The organism is Amycolatopsis sp. NPDC088138 (assembly GCF_044741685.1).
Lineage (GTDB): Bacteria > Actinomycetota > Actinomycetes > Mycobacteriales > Pseudonocardiaceae > Amycolatopsis.
The window spans coordinates 93463-110169 of record NZ_JBIUTB010000011.1 but is presented as its reverse complement, the minus strand read 5'-3'; the positions used below and the strand labels follow the sequence as shown (position 1 = coordinate 110169).

Here is a 16707-nt window from a genome sequence, read left to right as displayed (position 1 = left end):
CATGGACAAGTTCGCCGCCCACCTGCGCATGCTGAAGGACCGCAGCGGGCAGGGCTACGAACGTCTCGGCAAGCAGGCCGGGGCCAGCGGCTCCAGCCTGCACCGCTACTGCTCGGGCCAGAGCGTGCCCGCCGACTACCGCGTGGTCCACTCGTTTGCGAAGGTCTGCGGCGCGTCCGCCGAGGAGCTGCGCGAACTGCACCAGCTGTGGGCCCTGGCCGACGCCGACCGGGTCGACGAGGCGCCCCCGGAACACGTCCCGGAACACGTCCCGGAAAACGTCTCGGAGCCGGTCGAGACCCCGCCGCCGGCCGCCTCTCGTCCGGCCCGCAGGCGCGGGTACCTCGCGGTGGCCATCGCGATCGTGATCCTGCTGGCGGGCGGCCTGGTCTGGGTCACCGCCGACGGGTCCGTCCCGCCACCCGGCCGGTACGCCGACCGCGTGCTGTTCTCCCCCGGCTGCCAGCCGCCGGTGAGCATGGGCCAGCACGACGAGTGCGTCACCGAGGTGCAGAACCTGCTGGTCGCGGCCCAGGGGCGGCTCTCGGTCGACGGCTCGTTCGGCCCGGAGACCCTGCGCCGGGTCACCGCGTTCCAGGTGCTGGCCGGCCTGCCCCCGCGCGGCGTGGTCGACGAGGCCACCAAGACCGCGCTGTACGACCGCCGCACCAGCATGGCGGGCTGGTCGGGGGCCATGGTGGAGCAGCGGATCCGGGCCGTGTTCACCGAGGCGCCGGACACCGCGGTCGCGATCGCCCGCTGCGCCTCGTTCCTCGATCCGCTGTGGGTGCTGCCGAACACGAACGGCAGCCGCAACTGGGGCGTCTTCCAGATCTCCGACGGCCGCCTGCTGGAGCTGGGCGGCACGCCGCTGCGGGCGTTCGACCCGGCCTGGAACATCGACGCGGCGCACCGCCTGTGGAGCGCGCACCGCGACTTCCACGACTGGCCGGCCTGCTCGGCGGCCCTCCAGAACCCCCTGTCGCACTGATCGAGGCTGTCGCACTGACCGGGCCTGACGCCAGGCGAGCCCAAGTCCGTGAAGGCCACATCGAGGGACTCTGAGTCCCTCGATGTGGCCTTCACGGACTTCGGAAGCATCCGGAACCGGGGGACAGCGGGCCGGGCGGACCGGAAGGGCGAAGCCCGCGCCCTCCACGAGGGTGGCCCCGAGGGTGTGGGCCGGAGGGCGCGGGCTTCGCGGCATGGACCGGAACCGCCGGCGCCGGAACCCCGAGGGGCGGGGTTCCCGGCGCCGGACCCCCAGTCGCCGGTCAGGCGGTCAGACGGTCCCGTTCTCCCACCACCACGCGCGGCCGAGGTCGGCCCGGCTGTCCACGTGCTGGTGGTCGGTGTTGTAGGTCTCCAGGCCGGAGAACCCGCTGGTCTCGGCCTTCTGGTAGACGGTCTTGTTGGCCACGCCCGGCACGTCGAGGTCGGCGGCGGTGCCGTACATGTGCATGCTGTCGCTGGCCCCGCCGATCTCGGCGTTGTGCGCGATGCTGCGGAACCCGGAGTTCACCGTGATCGGCTTGTTCCCGAGCTTCTTGCGCACCGCCTCCAGCTTGTACATGCAGCGGCGGGCGTTCTCCTTGGCGGTGGCCGCGCTGACCTTGCCGCCGTTGAAGGTGCCGCTCACCCGGTCGGTGAACTCGCTGAAGTTGAAGTGCGCGGTGGACCCGTCGCTCTGCTCCAGCGCGTTGAGCGCGGCCTGGGTGGCCGGGCCGACCTGGGCGTCCGCGCCGAGGCCGTAGGCCGACTGGAACCGGCGGACCGCCGCCGCGGTGCCGGGACCGAACTCGCCGTCGATCGAGACCCGGCTGTGGCTGGGCGAGTCGGCCGCCCAGCCCGCGACCCGGATCTGGAGCTCGGTGACGTCGGCGCCCGTGCTGCCCTCGGTCAGGGTGCGGGACCACGGGTAGGCCTGGGCGATGCCCGGCAGCAGCAGCGGGCTGACCGCCACGGCGGTGCCGATCACGGCCGCGCTGCGGAGCAGGGTGCGCCGGCTCATGGGGAGACTCATTCTCGTCCTTTCCTCACGGATGTTCAGCGGTTGGCTAGCTGGTCGAGCGCGGCCTGGGTGCCGTTGAAGACGTCCCCGGTCGCCGGCGCGGGGATGCCGTCGGGGATGGCCGCGTCGGTGTACTGCCACATCAGCCAGGTGCTCGACCCGGCGGGCAGGGCCGGCTGCGTGACGGACTGGCGGTAGTCGGCGAGCTGCATCGGGTAGGAGGACAGCGCCGTGGTGCCGCCCAGGCACGCGTCCAGGAACGACTTCTGGGTGTAGATGATCGGCGTCCGGCCGAAGGCCGTCTGCACCTTGTCCAGCCACGCCTTGGCGTCGGCGACGGTGACGTAGGGCGGGCAGCCGCCGGAGCCGTCGTCCTTCCACTCCAGGTCGAACACGGGCGGCAGGTCACCGGCGCGCTTGCCGGTGTACCCGGTGGCCCGCACCGCGGCGATGAACCGGTCCGCCTGCGCACCACCGGTGCCGGCCGCCGTGCCCGTGTAGAAGTGGTACGGCCCCACGGCCAAGCCGGCGTTGCGGGCGGCGGGCAGGTCCGTGGCCAGGTACTCGTCGGTGACGTTGAGGCCGCGGGTCGCCTTGACGGTCGCGAACTCGACGCCGGACGCCTTCACCGCGCCCCAGTTGATCGGCGCGCCGCCGGGGTGCTGGTACTTCGCGGTGTCCACGCCGTCGATCGGGTGCCCGGCGGGCTTCGGCGGCACGCAGTAGGTGTTGCGGCTGGACCAGTCGGTGACCTTCGCCCAGGTGGTGGGCCCGGCGACCCCGTCCGCGCTGGCGTTGACGCAGTGCTGGAACTGGATCACCCGGTTGCGGGTGCCGTCCCCGAAGTTGCCGTCGACGGTCAGCGGCGGGTAGTGGCCCGGCTCCATGGCGAGGTTCAGCCGGCACTGGAGCTCCTTGACCTCCGTGCCGCTGGAACCGCTCTGCAGCGTCGGGCGGGCCGTGGAGTGGCCGCACACCACGCTCTGCGCGGTGCCGGACGTGCCCTGGGTGGCGCACTTCTTCGGCTTCGCGGCCCAGGAGTTCAGCGCGGCCCACGTGTTCGGCCCGATCTCACCGTCGACGCTCAGCGCGGCGCACGCCTGGAACACGCGCACCCGGGCGTCGGTCGCCGGGCCGAAGGAGCCGTCCGCGCCGATGGGCGGGTACCGGCTCGCCTTGGTCGCCAGGCTCAGTTCACACTGGGCCTCGGCGACCTCGGTGCCGGTCGCGCCCTGTTTCAGGGTGGGCTGGGAGCTGGTGTGCCCGCACACCGCGACGGGTGCGGCCGCGGCGGTGGTGATGACCGTGGCGGCGGTCGCGGCGGGGAACACCAGCAGCACCGCGACGGCCAGAGCGAGTCTTTGCATGGCGAGGAGGCTCGCAGCGGCCACCCCGCCGGTCGCCGGTCGGCGCGCAACTCGGGACGCCGGGACGGTCCCACCCCACCGGACCAGCGGGAACGCCACCCCCGTGGGACACCGCTGGGACGCCCGCTGTGCCGGACACCGTGCAACGAGCCATATAGGTCGTTATACAAAACGGTCGGCACCGCCGTGGTGGCCCTGCCGCGATCACCGTGGTAGAACTAGAACGTGTTTCAGTTCTGACCACCAGTGCCGGGAGGTGCGTGGATGGGCGTCCCGACGGTGACCGAGCTCCTGCTGGCCCGGGCCGGCGACGAGCGGCCGGGCCTGCGGTTCGAGGACGAGACGTACACCTGGGCCGAGCACGTCCGGGCGTCGGCGATCCGGGCGGGCGACCTCCGGGCGGCGTTGCGCCGGGACCGGCCGCCGCACGTCGGCGTCCTGGCCGACAACGTGCCGGCGTTCTCCGTCCTGCTGGGTGCCTGCGCGTTCGCCGGGGCGGTGCTCGTCGGGCTCAACCCGACTCGCCGCGGTGAGGCCCTCGCGCGGGACGTCCGGCTCGCCGACTGCCAGTTCGTGCTCGCCGAAGAGAAGTACCGGCCGCTCCTGGAGGGCCTGGACCTCGGCGGGATCGACGTCCGGGACCTGGACTCGTGGCCGTCGGCGGACACGCCGATCGATCCCGTCCCCGCGTCACCGGACGACCTGCTCATGCTGATCTTCACCTCCGGCACCAGCGGCGACCCGAAGGCCGTGCGCTGCACCCACGGCAAGATCGCGTTCCCCGGCGCGATGCTCGCGCAGCGTTTCGGACTGTCCACAGCGGACACGGTCTACGTGACGATGCCGATGTTCCACTCGAACGCCGTCATGGCCGGCTGGGCGGTCGGGCTCGCGGCCGGCGCGGGCATCGCCCTGCGCCGCCGGTTCTCCGCGTCCGGCTTCCTGCCCGACGTGCGGAAGTTCGGCGCGACCTACGCCAACTACGTGGGCAAACCGCTGTCCTACGTGGTCGCCACTCCCCCGCGTCCGGACGACGCCGACAACCCCCTGCGTCTCGTCTACGGCAACGAAGGCGCGAGCGCCGACCTGGCCGCGTTCGAGCAACGCTTCGGCTGCAAGGTCGTCGACGCGTTCGGCTCCACCGAGGGCGGCGTGGGTTTCGCCCGCACCGACGGCACCCCGCCCGGCTCACTCGGGAGGCCGACCGACGACGTCGCCATCCTGCACCCGCACACCGGCCGCCCGTGCCCACCGGCCGAGTTCGACCCCCACGGCAACCTGCTCAACGCCGCGGAAGCCGTCGGCGAACTGGTCAACACCGCGGGCGCCGGCTGGTTCGCCGGGTACTACCGCGATCCCGCCGCCGACGCGGAACGGCTGCGCGACGGCCGGTTCCACACCGGTGACCTCGCCTACGCCGACGCCAGCGGGTTCTGCTTCTTCGCCGGCCGGCTCGGCGACTGGCTCCGCGTCGACGGCGAGAACCTCGGTACAGCGCCGATCGAGCGCATCCTGCTGCGCCACCCCGCGATCACCGACACCGCCGTCTACGCGGTGCCCGACCCGGTGACCGGGGACCAGGTGATGGCCGCCATCGTCACCGACGGCGACCCCGTCGATCCCGCCGAGTTCGGCCGGTTCCTGGCCGGGCAGCCCGATCTCGGGCCCAAGCAGGTACCCAAGTACGTGCGCACGGTCCAGGAGCTGCCGCGGACGTCGACGTTCAAGGTCGTCAAGCGGCAGCTTTCCGCGGAGGGCCTGAACTGCCCCGACGTGCTCTGGGAGCGCGCGGGGCCGGACATCGTCTACACGGCACTGTCCACGGTGTGAGGATGCCCGGGACCGCCGCCGGCGGTCCCGGGCGTGTTACTTTCCTTCCGGTGTCAGGGCTTCTCGAAGTGCTGGTAGTCGATCGGGGTGTCCCAGGAACCGCCCCAGGTCCAGCCGCGGGTGGTGAACGCCCGCTCGGTGGCGTCACCCGCGTGGATCATGCCCGGCACGGTCTGCGTGCGGTCGACGTACGGCGCACCGTTGGGCGGATACACCGCACCACTGCCGGAGATGTACGGGTTCTGCACCGTGTTGATGTCGATCGCGCGCCCGTAGGAGTGGTTCGACCAGGCGGTGCCCCCGGTGATCGCCCGGCAGTTGAACGCCGAAGTGTTGTTGGCCGCCATCGACGCGTCGTCGTCGGAGTTGTACTTCTCCACGGTTTCCATCCGCTGGATGGGGAACCGCCCGAAGTACAGGTCGGCGAAGGTGCGCGCGACCTCGACGGCCCGGTCGGCGTTGACGACCAGCTCGCCCCGGTGGACCTTCCCGTCGAAGCCGTAGAAGTTCAGGCTCACCAGCCGCAGCTGGTCGGGCCCGACCGGGCACCCCTCGTGCCAGCTGGACGCGAGCCGCTCCGCGCTGACCGGTCGGATGACGGCGAGATAAGGCGGAAGCCCATTGGCGGCCGGTGCGGTGACTTCCACCGGCGGGGCCGTGGTGGCCGACGCCGGCATGGCCCCGGCGAAGACCACGGACAGTGTGAATGCGATGACGCTGATTACCCTCGTTCTCAGTTTCATGCCGGCTACACGCCTTGCCCCGCACTACGGCTTAGCCGAAGTTGGCTTCGCCACACGAGGCAACCTCAAGCACATCAACAAAAACGCGCGAATCCGGGTGTCCGGTTCCGGCCAGGCGGCCGGTAGCGGTCAGTGCGGCTGGGAGAGATCGCCGGGCTTGAAGGCCTTCACCGTGTCCGTGACGGGCTTGTCGAGCTCCGCCTTGTGGGCGGCCGGGTAGAGCCAGCGCAGGCCGGCCGACGAACCGGCTCCGGCAGACTCGTGCTCGTAGAAGATCCGGCCGTCGCCTTGGTAGCCGGACGCCGTGTAACCGTCGCTGTCGGCGGACTGGAAGGTCACCCGGCCGTCGTTTCCTTCCACCGCGGCGACCAGCTGGGCCAGTTTCTCCGCCGGCCGGAGGCCTCCCGAGTTGGTTCCCCACACCGTCAGCGTCGCGCCGAGCGCGGCATTCGTGAACTTCATCCCGTCGCCGTTCTCCGGAACCGACGGCGACGCGGTGTAGCCCGGCGGCACCTGCGTGGTGAACCCGAAGCGGGCGTTCGTGTACGTGGTTCCGGCGCCCGGCGGCACCGACGTCGGCCCTGGTTTCGAAGAAGGTGGTGTCGGCGAAGCGGTCTTGCCCAGCATCGTCAGGAACGTCGACTGCAGCAGGTTCTCGAGTTCGCCGTACGGCAGCGCCACGGGCTCGTTCCCGGCCGCCGAGTCGCAGCCGAGTTCGTACCACAGGATCTCGAACTCGGCCCCGGTCGCGGTGAACCCGAACGTCGCGGCCGGCACGTGGTCACCGCCACCGGGCCGTTCCGCGGCGTCCATGCTCACCTGCCGCTCCCGGTCGCCGGCGACCGTGGGCACGGTGCAGAAACCGTTCTTCGTGTGCGGTGCCAGGCGCTGGGTCAGCGTCCGCATGCCCTCGGCTGTCAGGATTTCGGGCCGGAACACGTCCTGGGGGCCCAGCACCCGCCCGGTGGCGAGGTCGACGGATAGCGCTTCGGGGAACCGCCAGGTGGTGTGCCCCAGCACGTCCGAGTCGAGATCGTGGTCGTACCGCACGGAAAGCAGGGCCGGCGTCTGCAGCAGGACCCGCGCGGTCGTGTGCAGCGCGGGCGTTTCGCCGTTCGCCCGGATCTGCTCGAGCGTGCTCGGCACGGCGACCTCGTCCCGCACCGCCTTCAGCCGCTTGTCGACCGGCGCCCGCAGCGCGTCGTTGATCCGTTGCCGGACCGCGGCATCCGGGCCGCCGGTCACCTGCGGGTACTGGAGCTCGTAACTGATCGGCAGCGTCTGGTCCCGCCCGGACAGGGTCTGCACGGCCACCGACAGCGCCGCGGGCGGAGCGGGCGGGTCGTCGCCGGGCGGGAAGATCAGGAACCCGCCGACGACCAGCGCGCCGAGGATCGCGATCACCATGGCGATCTTGCCCGCCAGCGCCGCGGTCACGCCCGCGCTGGTGCCGGCGGTCGTCACCCCGGCACCGGCACCCGCCGCCGCTAGCGGCGCGGCGGCCGTGCCGGCGGTCGTCAGGAGGGCCAACGGTGTCAGGGCCGTCAGGGCCGCGGCCGAGGTGGCCAGCCGCTTCCAGCCGCGCTTCTCCCAGTTCTTCCCGTAGGCCTCGCGGGCGACGGCTTCCAGCTCGGTCACGAAGGCGTCCGCCGTCGCCGGCCGCCAGGCCGGGTCCTTCGCCATGCCCCGCGCGATCAGCGGGCGCAGCGCCTCGGGCACCGAGTCCAGCGGCACCGGCGCCTGCCCGTGCAGGGCGCGCAGCTGCTCGCTCGTGTCCGCCTCGAACGGCCGGTGCCCGGTCACGCACTGGTAGAACACGCAGGTGGCCGCGTACACGTCGGTGGCGGGTTGACCGGGGTGGCCGGCCCACTGCTCCGGGGCCATGTAGGCCGGGGAACCGGCGGTCAGTCCGTTGTGTCCGTCCAAAGTGGCCAGTCCGAAGTCGACCAGCTTCGACTCGCCCTCCCGCGACACCAGGACGTTGCCCGGCTTGTAGTCCCGGTGGACCACGCCGACCGCGTGCGCGTCGGCGAGGCCGAGCAGCGAGCCCTTCAGGATCGCCAGCGCCGCTTCGGGCGGCAGGACGTTCTCCGCCACCAGCAAGGCGCGCAGGGACACGCCGGGCACCGCTTCCATGACCAGCGCGGCACCCTGCGGCGTCTCGACGAAGTCGAAGAGCCGGACCACGTGCCGGCTCCGCACGCCGGCCAGCAGCCACGCCTCCCGCCGGAACCCGTGCGCGATCCGCGCGTCGGCGAGGAACTCGGCGCGCAGGTACTTGATCGCCGCCATCTTCCCCGAGGCCTCGTGCTTGGCCAGCACGACCCGCCCGAAACCACCGGTGCCGAGCACGTCCACTTCGGCGTACCCGGGCACGCTCCAGGTGTCGTTCATCCGCGGCTACTTCCCGACCGGGTACGCCACGGGCGCGTTGCGCTGCTTGTCGAAGGTGATCCCGGCGTACCTGCTGACCAGGACCGGGGCGGCGCCGACGCCGTCGGTCGCCAGGTCCTTGCCCGTCTTGGCGTCCAGCACGATCGGCTGACCCCCCTGGGTGACGCCGTAGAGGGCGCCGTGCCACACGACGGTGAGGCCGGGGGCGACCCGGTTGGCCGCCTGGTCCGGCAGCGCCCAGAGCTTCCCCGCGGTCTTGGCGTCGTAGCCGGTGAGCACGCCGTCCGACTGGCACACGAGCACGGACTGCCGGTCGTAGTAGCAGTCGCCGTACGGCAGGCTGCCGAACGCCTTCTCGCCCTCGAGCTTCCCCTTCTCCGCACCGGTGGCGGGGTCGAGGAACAGCAGGGACGAGTCGCCACTGCCGTAGTCGGTCCGGGTGAGCACGACCAGCGCCGGGTCGGCGGGGATGTCGGTGATCCCGAGGGACCTCGTGGCCCCGACCCACTTCTGCTGGCCGGTGGTCAGGTCCAGGGCGGTGGCCTGGGTCATCGAGGAGTTCTCGGCCACTTTGTGGTCGATGCCGACGAGGATGTCGCCGTGGACGCTGCCGGCGTCGTAGTCCTTGCGCTCCCAGAGGGTCTTGCCGCTCGCGGGGTCGAGCGCGACAGTCACGTGCTCCTCGTCCTGGCGGCTGTAGCGGGCGACGACGGCCTTGTCGGTGACGGCCACGACCTCGGTGACGGCGTTGCCGGCGTCGGCGTACTCGTTCTCGGACACCTTGACGTCGGCCTGCCAGGCCTTGACGCCCTTCGCCGGGTCCGCGGCGATCACCGAAAGCGCGATGGAGGCCGGCGTGGTGCCCTTCTCCGGCACGACGACCGGGACGGCGGCGACCGCGAGCCGGTCGGTGACCGCGGGCGGGCGCGGGCCGGTGGTGTTGACGAACGGCCCGCGCTGGTTGTTCGGGTCGCCGGGTTCGCGGTCGACCGGGACGGTCCACAGTTCCTTGCCGGTCAGCACGTCCACCGCGGTCATCCCGGTGGGGCTGACGAGGTAGCCGGTGCGGTCGCGCAAGGTGAGGAACGTCGAGGTGACGTTGCCGGCCACGTTGGCGCTCAGCGCGCCGGCCGGCAGCGGGACGGCCGCTTCGGCGTCGAAGGCCATGGGCGGGTCGGCCGTCTTGGCCTCGGGTGCCGCCGACGTGGAGGGCGCGACCGGTCCCGTCGCGCCCGGCACCGGTTGCGGACTGCCGTCGGTCCCGCCACAACCGGCCGCGGCGACAACCGCCGCCAGGCACGTCACGATGACCCGAATTCGCCGCATGTGCTTGGTCCTCCCCCGAATGATTCCCACCCCGGGCTGCACCTTAACGGAGCGCCGACCATCCACGAAGCAGTTCACACAAAAGTGTCACTTCTTCCTGGTCACGGCCGATCCGAGGACACTGGCCGGATCCGGCCATTCCGGCTCGACGTTTCCGTTCCGCCCCACATTCCCGGTCGTGGTCACTTATGCTGCAGCCGTTTCCGAATCGAAGGGTGTTCCATGCCGGCTCGCGCACTACCATTCCTGGCCACGGGCGTCATTCTGCTGATCGCCGGTTGTTCGGGCGGAGAAAACGGCACCGCGGCACCGGCGTCGTCGAGCCCCGTGACGCCGCCGACGTCGTCCGCGCCACCGTCGACGGTTCCTCCGACTTCCGCGACTCCCACGACCACCGCGACGAAGGCGGCCGCCGGGGCGGTCGAGCGCTACGAGACCTACCTGCACGCGGTCGGCGCGGAGGACGTCGCCACGGCCTGCGAGATCGCCGCGCCCGCCGCCAAGAAGGCGGAGGACGAGGGTTTCGGGCCGTGCGAGAAGACCCTCCCGATCACGTTCCAGCTGTTCTCCGCGGCGCAGCGGAAGGCGCTGCAGAGCGCCACGGTGGACCGGGGCAGCGTCACCACGAGCGCGAAGAAGGCCGACATCCCCGCCAAGGCGGTACGCGCCGCGGTCAAGTTCACCGACCACGACCTGGGCGACGCCGTCCTGGAACTGCGCGACGGCGCGTGGTACGTCACCGACTGACCGGACGTCCACATCGGACGGTCAAGGGCGGTCCGTCACCGCGGCTTCGTCGGCGGCGTGGTGCCGGTCCGCTCGTCGCCAATCGGAGCGTGCCCTCCCGATCACGTTCCAGCTGTTCTCCGCGGCGCAGAGGAAGGCGCCGCAGAACGCCACCGTGGATCGAGGCAGCGTCGCCACAGGCTCGACTGACCGGACGTCCACATCGGACGGTCACGTCACCGCGGCTTCGTCGGCGGCGTGGTGCCGGTCCGCTCGTCGCCGTAGCTCAGCCAGGTGCCGATCGGGGCGTGCTGGCCGACGCCCGGGCGGTTGTAGTCGCACACGCCGCCGGGGAACGCCGCCCGCAGCCGCTTCTGGTCCGCGGTGGTGAAGGCGACCGGGTAGTCGCGGAAGTTCAGCGGCTGCAGCCGGCACTTCAGCACGTCGAGGGCCAGGCCCTCCCCGGCAACCAGCCGGGTGTTGGCCGCCACCGGGTACAGCGCGCCGCACTGGCCGCTCGCCGGGTAGGTCAGCTTCTCGGTGACCCGTGACGCGGCGGAGAGGTAACACCCGTCGCCGAGGTCGCGCGGCCGGTTCGCCAGCACCTTCTGCTGGAGGCTCCGGTGCGAGCCGTCGGCGTCGATCGCGGTCAGCCAGCGGTCCATCGCGTCCAGCTCGTAGACGCTGGCGGCGGCCGCTTCGGCTCCGGTGGCGTGGTTTTCGATGATGACCTGGTTCGCCGCGGTGCCGTTGGCCCGCAGAAGCCGTTGCCGCATCACGTAGGACCACTCGGTGGTGTGGATGTCGTTGCCGAACCCGGCGAGGTCGAGGTCGGTCCGCTGGTCGATGATCGGCGTTTCCCGCAGGCCCTGCGACGCCGAGTTCAGGACGTCGTCGGCGTACACCGCGTCGAGCGCCTTCGGATCGGCCGCGGTGCGCTGCGCCACGGGCTTTCCGGTGTAGTCGAGGCCGCCGATCGCGGCGTTGAGGTCGGTGAACTGCGCCGCGGTGATCGTCCCGGCCTTCAGCGCGGCCAGGCCGTACTGCACGCCGGTGGTGTCCAGCGTGCTGCGCACGAACCCGGTCCGCGGGTCCCGCCCGACCTGGTTGACCAGCTGCTCGTTGGAGTTGCACTTCACCCCGCGCGGGTTGGTGACCGGATCCCACCGCGCCGCCACCGGGATGGCCGCGTTGCAGCTGCCGGTCGCCGTGGCGCGGCTGGCGAAGGTCTGGTCCCAGGACACGCAGGTGTCGTAGGTGGGGAAGCCCGCGACGGCCTGCTTCTGCGCCGCGGTGAACGACGCGCCCGGCCCGGCGAAGAACAGGTTCAGCAGGCGGCAGTCCGACACCGGGCCGCCGACGCTCAGCGGGTCCGGGAACGAGACGCCGGGGATGATGCCGTCGACGACGCCGGGGTAGTTCTCGGCGATGTCGTACTGCTGGATCGCCCCGCCCGAGCCGCCCCAGCCGATGGTGTGGGCGACCGGGCCGTAGGTCTCGATGAAGTGCTCCTTGACCATCATCGCCGCTTCGGCCGAGATGATCGGGCTGCAGTTGTTGTCGAGCACGTTCAGGGTCGACGACGCGACCGCGTAGCCCTGGGCCAGGAACAGGTCGTTGACGACCCCGCCGGTCGCGTTGCCCTGGTGGTAGCCCGCGTTGCAGCCGCCGCCGAAGGTGTACACCAGCTTCCCGTTCCAGCTGGCCTCGGGCGCGACGGGCGACGGCGCGCCGTCGTAGAGCGCCGCGATCTCGTAGACGGCGCGGTCGATCGTGCCGCGCTCGACGCGGACCACGTACGGCACCGCGCGCCCGCCGACGGTGGCCGTCGCGAGGTCCGCGGGCCGGGCCGCCGGGTCCGCCAGCGGCGCGAACGCCCCGGCGGTGGTCTTGTACTGGTAGCTCACCTGGGTCGGCGCGCTGCAGAGCGGCTGGGACGCCGCGGGCAGGCCGAACGCCTGGGTCTCGCAGTAGAACGGGCGCTGCTGCGCGCCGGAGAAGACGGGCCCGGTGATCGGGTGGTTGGTGACGCGCAGGCTCGCCCGCTGGTCCCGGCCATGCCCGCTCGTCCGGGCGCTCAGCTCGTTGGCGCCGTCGCGCAGGCCGGTCACCAGGCCGAGCAGGCTGCCGTCCGGCTGGGCGCGGAAACTCGACGTGACGTCGTGGCCGTTGTCGCTGACACTGACCCGCGTCCGCTCCGGCGGGACGACCTTGACCAGGACCTGTCCCCCGCTGACGAGCGCCGGCCGCGGGTTCGACACCGTCTCGATCGTCAGCTGCCGCCCCGGCGGGGCGGCCACGGCGGTCGCGGTTCCCAGCAGCAGGACGGGCGCGGTCAGGACCGCCACCACGAGGGCAGAGCGCAAAGGACGGTCGGCCACCAGACACTCCGCTCGCTTGTGGCATCGCGTCGTCGCGACACCCCGCCGTGTCGGTATAGCACCTGCGCCCCGGCCGGAACAACGAATAGTCTGCAGGAACGTGCCGCCCTGTGACGGCATGACGGGCGGCACCTGCCTCGCCGCAGCCGAGAGCACCGGCACGACAAGGTGCATTTGGCTGAACGCGTGGCACAACGGTAGTCCTGGCACCCGTATCCTCGGCAAGGTGAACCGACCTCCGGGAGGGTGCCGTGCCTGAGCCTGTGCTGGTGTCGATGGCGGCGGCGATCGCGGCCCGCACCGTGGTGGGGCTGTACAACCTGGTGAAGGCCAGGTTCGCGGCCGATCCGGAGGCCAAGGCGGTGCTGGAGGCCGCCGAAGGCGCCACGGCGGATTCCCCGGAGGTGCGGAAGCTGGCCGAGGCCCTGGAAGCGAAGAAAACCGCGGACCCCGCGTTCGCCGAAGAGGTGGCCGCGGAGTGGGAACGGGCGGTGGTGGACCAGGACGCGACCTCGGGCGGCGTGACCAACCAGATCTCCGGCCACGTCGGCGGAAACGTGGTCCAGGCCCGCGACATCCAGGGCGGCGTCTCGTTCTGACGCGCTCAGGGCAGGGCCCGCCGCACCTGCTCAAGCCGTTCGGTGGCTTCGGGATCGTCGAGCAGCCCGAGCAGGCTCACTGCCTCTTGCCGAACGGAACCGGCCTCACGGTCTTCCCCGGCGGCGGTCAGCGAGTCGGCCAGGTTGGCGAGGATCAGGCCCAGCACCCGGGGTGCTTCGGCGGCGCGCGCCACTTCGACCGCCTGCCGGTGGATGGACACGGCCTCCCTGACACGGCCGGCTTCCCGGCAGGTGGCGCCGAGCCCGTCGAGTGACCAAGCCCGGCGCTGGGAAACGCTCGTGTTGCTGAACCTTTCGAGGGCTCGCCGGTAGGACACCAGCGCGTCGTCGTACCGGCCGGCAAGACGCTGGATCCGTCCGAAATCCAGCAACGCCCACCCTTCGGTGCGGGTGTCACGCAACTCGCGCGCGAGCTCGACGCCGCGCGCGGCGTCGGCGAGCGCGGCGCCGAGCTCGCCGACGCCGGCCAGGTTCGCCGTCGCCCTGGCGAGGATGACCAGGCCGACGAGCTCGAAGTGCCGGTTCCCCAGCGCCCGGGCAAGTTCCACGCTGTGCCGGGCCGCGTCGACGGCGTCGCGGTGCCGCCGGATCCCGTCGTACGCTTCGGCCAGGTTGAACAAGGCCGCGGTTTCGCCTTCGAGATCCCCTTCAGCACGTTGCAGCGCCCACAGGCTCTCGAACCGTTCGGCGGCTTGGCCGAACTTCCGCCGGTGCAGCAGGTTGACCCCGAGGAAGTTGAGCGTGATCCGGACGCCGTGGCCGTCGTCGAGCTCGCGGAAGATCGCCAGCGCCTCTTCCGCACAGGTGGCGGCCTCGTCGAACCGTCCCTTCGTCCGCTCGATTTCGGCGCGCTTGGCCAGCAGTTCGCCTTCGCCCTGCCGAGCGCCGTCGCGGCGGGCTGCGGCGAGGGCCATCGTGATCGCGGCCCGCCGGTCGTCGGACGGCATACCTCGCATCGCCGGTTCGGTGGCCACTGCCAGCTGCCAGGTCAGGGTGTCCCGCCCGGACTCGTCCGCGGCTTGGATCGCGGCGAACAGGTTCTGGCCTTCGAGGTAACACCACTCGACGGCCGCGTCGTGGTCGGGGAACCGTGGAACGACGACGGGTCCGGGCAGGGCGTCGGGCGCCAGGATCCGCCCCCAGGTGCGCGTGACTGTGCCGACCGTGTGGGCCGTGTGCAGGTACCAGGCCAAGATCCGGGCCCGGGCATCGTCGCGGGGCTCCGGTGGCTCGTCCTTGTGGGCGACGTCCGTGGCGTAGGCGCGCAGCAGGTCGTGGAACTGATAGCGGTCGGCCCCGGTCTGCTCCAGCATGTGCGCGCCGACGACCGCGTCCAGCAGCTGCCTGGCGGCGGCCACCGGCACGCCGGCCGCTTCGGCCGCGACGTGCGTGCCGAACTCCGCGCTCGGGTGCAGCCCGAGCACGCGGAACATGTGCGCCGCCTCCGTACTGAACGACCGGTAGGACAACGCGAACACGGCGCGGACACCGTCGTGCTCTCCGCCGCTGCCGAGTTCGTCCCAGAGCCGGGATTCGTCTCGCAGGTTGCCGATCAACTCGGCCAGCGGCATCCACGGCCGGGAAGCCGCCCGCTCCGCCGCGATGCGCAGCGCCAGGGGCAGCCGGGCGCACAGCCTGGCGAGCTCGGCGCGCTCACCCGGGTCGTCTGCGACGCGGTAGTCCGTGGTCAGCGCACGAATCAGGGTGGTCGCGTCGGCCTCGGGCAGGACTTCGACGGTGACGCGCTGCGCCCCGTCGCGCGCCATCACTCCTTCGAGCCGATCCCGGCTGGTGACGATCGTGCGGCACGCGGGCCCGCCGGGCAGCAGCGGGCGGACGTGGCCGACGTGCGCGGCGTTGTCCAGCACCACCAGCACCCGGCGGCCGGCAAGCAGTGAGCGGTACAGCGCGGCTTTGTCGTCGACGTCGTCGGGGATCCGGGCGGGCGGTACGGACAGTGCCCGCAGGAAGCGGTCCAGCGCCTGATCCGCCGTCACCGGCGCACCAGGGTCGTAACCGCGGAGGTTGACGTACAGCTGCCCGTCCGGGAACCGGGCCGCCACACGGTGGGCCCAGCGCAGCGCCAGAGCCGTTTTGCCGACACCGGCCGTACCCACGACGACCGCCGGGCCGGTCGGCCCGGCACCCAGCAGCACGTGGTCCAGCCGAGCCAGTTCGACCGTCCGGCTGACGAATCCGCGCACGTCACCGGGCAATTGTCGGGGGACATCGGAATCGGCGGCGGCAGAGTGGTGGAAATGCACACCGCCGCTGATGTCCCGGGCCTGGACGACGTCGGCCGCCGTGCCGGACACCACCGACCATGTCGCGTCTCGAAGGGCGGGTTCCGGGTCCTCACCAGGTGCTTCAGGTTGGGCCATCAGTCACTTTCGGAGCGTCTGTCGCGCAAGTATATCCACGACGTCTCCCACCGGGCGGCCGACGCTGCGACACTGAACGGATGCGAAACGGCCACGGACCAATTGATCTTGTCTGGCTGGAAATCACCGGGAAATGCCAACTGATGTGCGTTCACTGTTACGCCGAAAGCGCGCCCACCACACCGCACGGCCCGATGAGCCGCGGCGATTGGATCCGGGTCATCGACGAGGCGGCCGCACTGGGCGTGGCCAAAGTTCAGTTCATCGGCGGCGAGCCGACGCTGCGCCCGGAACTGCCCGATCTCATCGGCCACGCGACGGCGTCGGGCCTGCGGGTGGAGGTGACGTCGAACTTGGTCCGCCTGTCCGCGCGCATGTGGGCCGCGGCCGCCCTCCCCGGCGTCGAACTGGGCACGAGCTACTATTCCGACGATCCCGCCGAGCATGACGAAATCGTCGGCAGGCGCGGCAGTCACGCCAGGACCACGGCCACGATCAGGACCGCGCTGGCGCGGGACATCTCGGTGAACGTCGGAGTCATCGACGTCCGCGCCGGCCAGCGAGTGGCGGCGGCCCAGGACACGCTACGGGAACTGGGCGTCACCCGGATAGCGGTTGATCGCATGAGGCATTTCGGCCGCGGCGCGGGAGGTCGCGGCCCAGCAGTCGCCGAGCTGTGCGGCCGGTGCGCGAAAGGGGTCGCCGCGGTGCTGCCCGACGGCTCGGTGACCCCGTGCCCGATGTCGCGGTGGCTGTCGTTCGGCAATGTGCGCGAGACCTCGTTGGCCACCTTGATCCGCGGCGCCGAAGCCCGCCGGATCCGGACGTCGATCGCCGAGGAGACGGCCTGGACCGCCAACTGCGCGTCCGGAAGCGGCGGTGGTGGTGGCGGCTGCACGCCTTAACCGCGGCCTGGCGGGACCACCAT

At 71.7% G+C, this 16707-nt stretch carries 12 protein-coding genes; 5 read left to right on the top strand and 7 right to left on the bottom strand.

The window, feature by feature from the left end:
- The first annotated feature begins 1 nt into the window (after nt 1).
- Entirely contained in the window at nt 2-991 is a 990-nt protein-coding gene (locus tag ACIOD2_RS48035; protein ID WP_400552613.1) for a helix-turn-helix domain-containing protein, read from the top strand.
- A 291-nt stretch (nt 992-1282) separates the two neighbouring features.
- On the opposite strand, the gene ACIOD2_RS48030 is transcribed toward ACIOD2_RS48035, so the two are convergent.
- Together ACIOD2_RS48030 and ACIOD2_RS48025 are read right to left on the bottom strand one after the other, a co-directional pair.
- Nucleotides 1283-2011: a D-Ala-D-Ala carboxypeptidase family metallohydrolase gene (locus ACIOD2_RS48030; protein ID WP_400552611.1), complete on the bottom strand. Its 729-nt coding sequence runs from the start codon at nt 2009-2011 to the stop codon at nt 1283-1285.
- 35 nt (nt 2012-2046) lie between these two features.
- Nucleotides 2047-3378, bottom strand: a complete 1332-nt coding sequence (locus tag ACIOD2_RS48025) for a GH25 family lysozyme (protein WP_400552609.1) — start codon at nt 3376-3378, stop codon at nt 2047-2049.
- Between the two features lie 264 nt (nt 3379-3642).
- Here ACIOD2_RS48025 and ACIOD2_RS48020 point away from each other — a divergent pair, with 264 nt between their 5' ends.
- The gene (locus ACIOD2_RS48020; protein WP_400552607.1) at nt 3643-5208 is read left to right on the top strand and encodes a long-chain-fatty-acid--CoA ligase; all 1566 of its coding nucleotides are present in this window, start codon (nt 3643-3645) and stop codon (nt 5206-5208) included.
- 53 nt (nt 5209-5261) lie between these two features.
- Here the strand turns inward: ACIOD2_RS48020 and ACIOD2_RS48015 are convergent, their stop codons facing one another.
- The 3 genes from ACIOD2_RS48015 to ACIOD2_RS48005 form a co-directional block, all read right to left on the bottom strand.
- Nucleotides 5262-5903 carry a M15 family metallopeptidase gene (locus ACIOD2_RS48015; RefSeq protein ID WP_400552606.1) on the bottom strand — a complete coding sequence of 214 codons (642 nt, stop codon included), beginning with the start codon at nt 5901-5903 and terminating at the stop codon, nt 5262-5264.
- Nucleotides 5904-6080: 177 nt separating this feature from the next.
- Nucleotides 6081-8345, bottom strand: coding sequence for a protein kinase (locus tag ACIOD2_RS48010; protein ID WP_400552604.1), 2265 nt, complete (start codon nt 8343-8345; stop codon nt 6081-6083).
- Between the two features lie 6 nt (nt 8346-8351).
- On the bottom strand, nt 8352-9671 hold the full coding sequence (locus tag ACIOD2_RS48005) for a PQQ-binding-like beta-propeller repeat protein (RefSeq protein ID WP_400552602.1): 1320 nt from the start codon (nt 9669-9671) through the stop codon (nt 8352-8354).
- A 222-nt stretch (nt 9672-9893) separates the two neighbouring features.
- On the opposite strand from ACIOD2_RS48005, the gene ACIOD2_RS48000 reads away from it, so the two are divergent.
- Nucleotides 9894-10418: a hypothetical protein gene (locus ACIOD2_RS48000; protein ID WP_400552600.1), complete on the top strand. Its 525-nt coding sequence runs from the start codon at nt 9894-9896 to the stop codon at nt 10416-10418.
- A gap of 215 nt (nt 10419-10633) precedes the next feature.
- Here ACIOD2_RS48000 and ACIOD2_RS47995 read toward each other — a convergent pair whose 3' ends face one another.
- On the bottom strand, nt 10634-12778 hold the full coding sequence (locus ACIOD2_RS47995; protein ID WP_400552599.1) for a DUF6351 family protein: 2145 nt from the start codon (nt 12776-12778) through the stop codon (nt 10634-10636).
- Nucleotides 12779-13029: 251 nt separating this feature from the next.
- On the opposite strand from ACIOD2_RS47995, the gene ACIOD2_RS47990 reads away from it, so the two are divergent.
- Nucleotides 13030-13377 carry a hypothetical protein gene (locus ACIOD2_RS47990; RefSeq protein ID WP_400552597.1) on the top strand — a complete coding sequence of 116 codons (348 nt, stop codon included), beginning with the start codon at nt 13030-13032 and terminating at the stop codon, nt 13375-13377.
- 5 nt (nt 13378-13382) lie between these two features.
- Here ACIOD2_RS47990 and ACIOD2_RS47985 read toward each other — a convergent pair whose 3' ends face one another.
- The gene (locus tag ACIOD2_RS47985) at nt 13383-15602 is read right to left on the bottom strand and encodes an ATP-binding protein (protein ID WP_400552595.1); all 2220 of its coding nucleotides are present in this window, start codon (nt 15600-15602) and stop codon (nt 13383-13385) included.
- A 257-nt stretch (nt 15603-15859) separates the two neighbouring features.
- Between ACIOD2_RS47985 and ACIOD2_RS47980 the strand changes: the two genes are divergently transcribed.
- A complete protein-coding gene (locus ACIOD2_RS47980) occupies nt 15860-16684 on the top strand; it encodes a radical SAM protein (RefSeq protein ID WP_400552593.1) in 825 nt (274 codons plus the stop codon).
- The last annotated feature ends 23 nt before the right edge of the window (nt 16685-16707 follow it).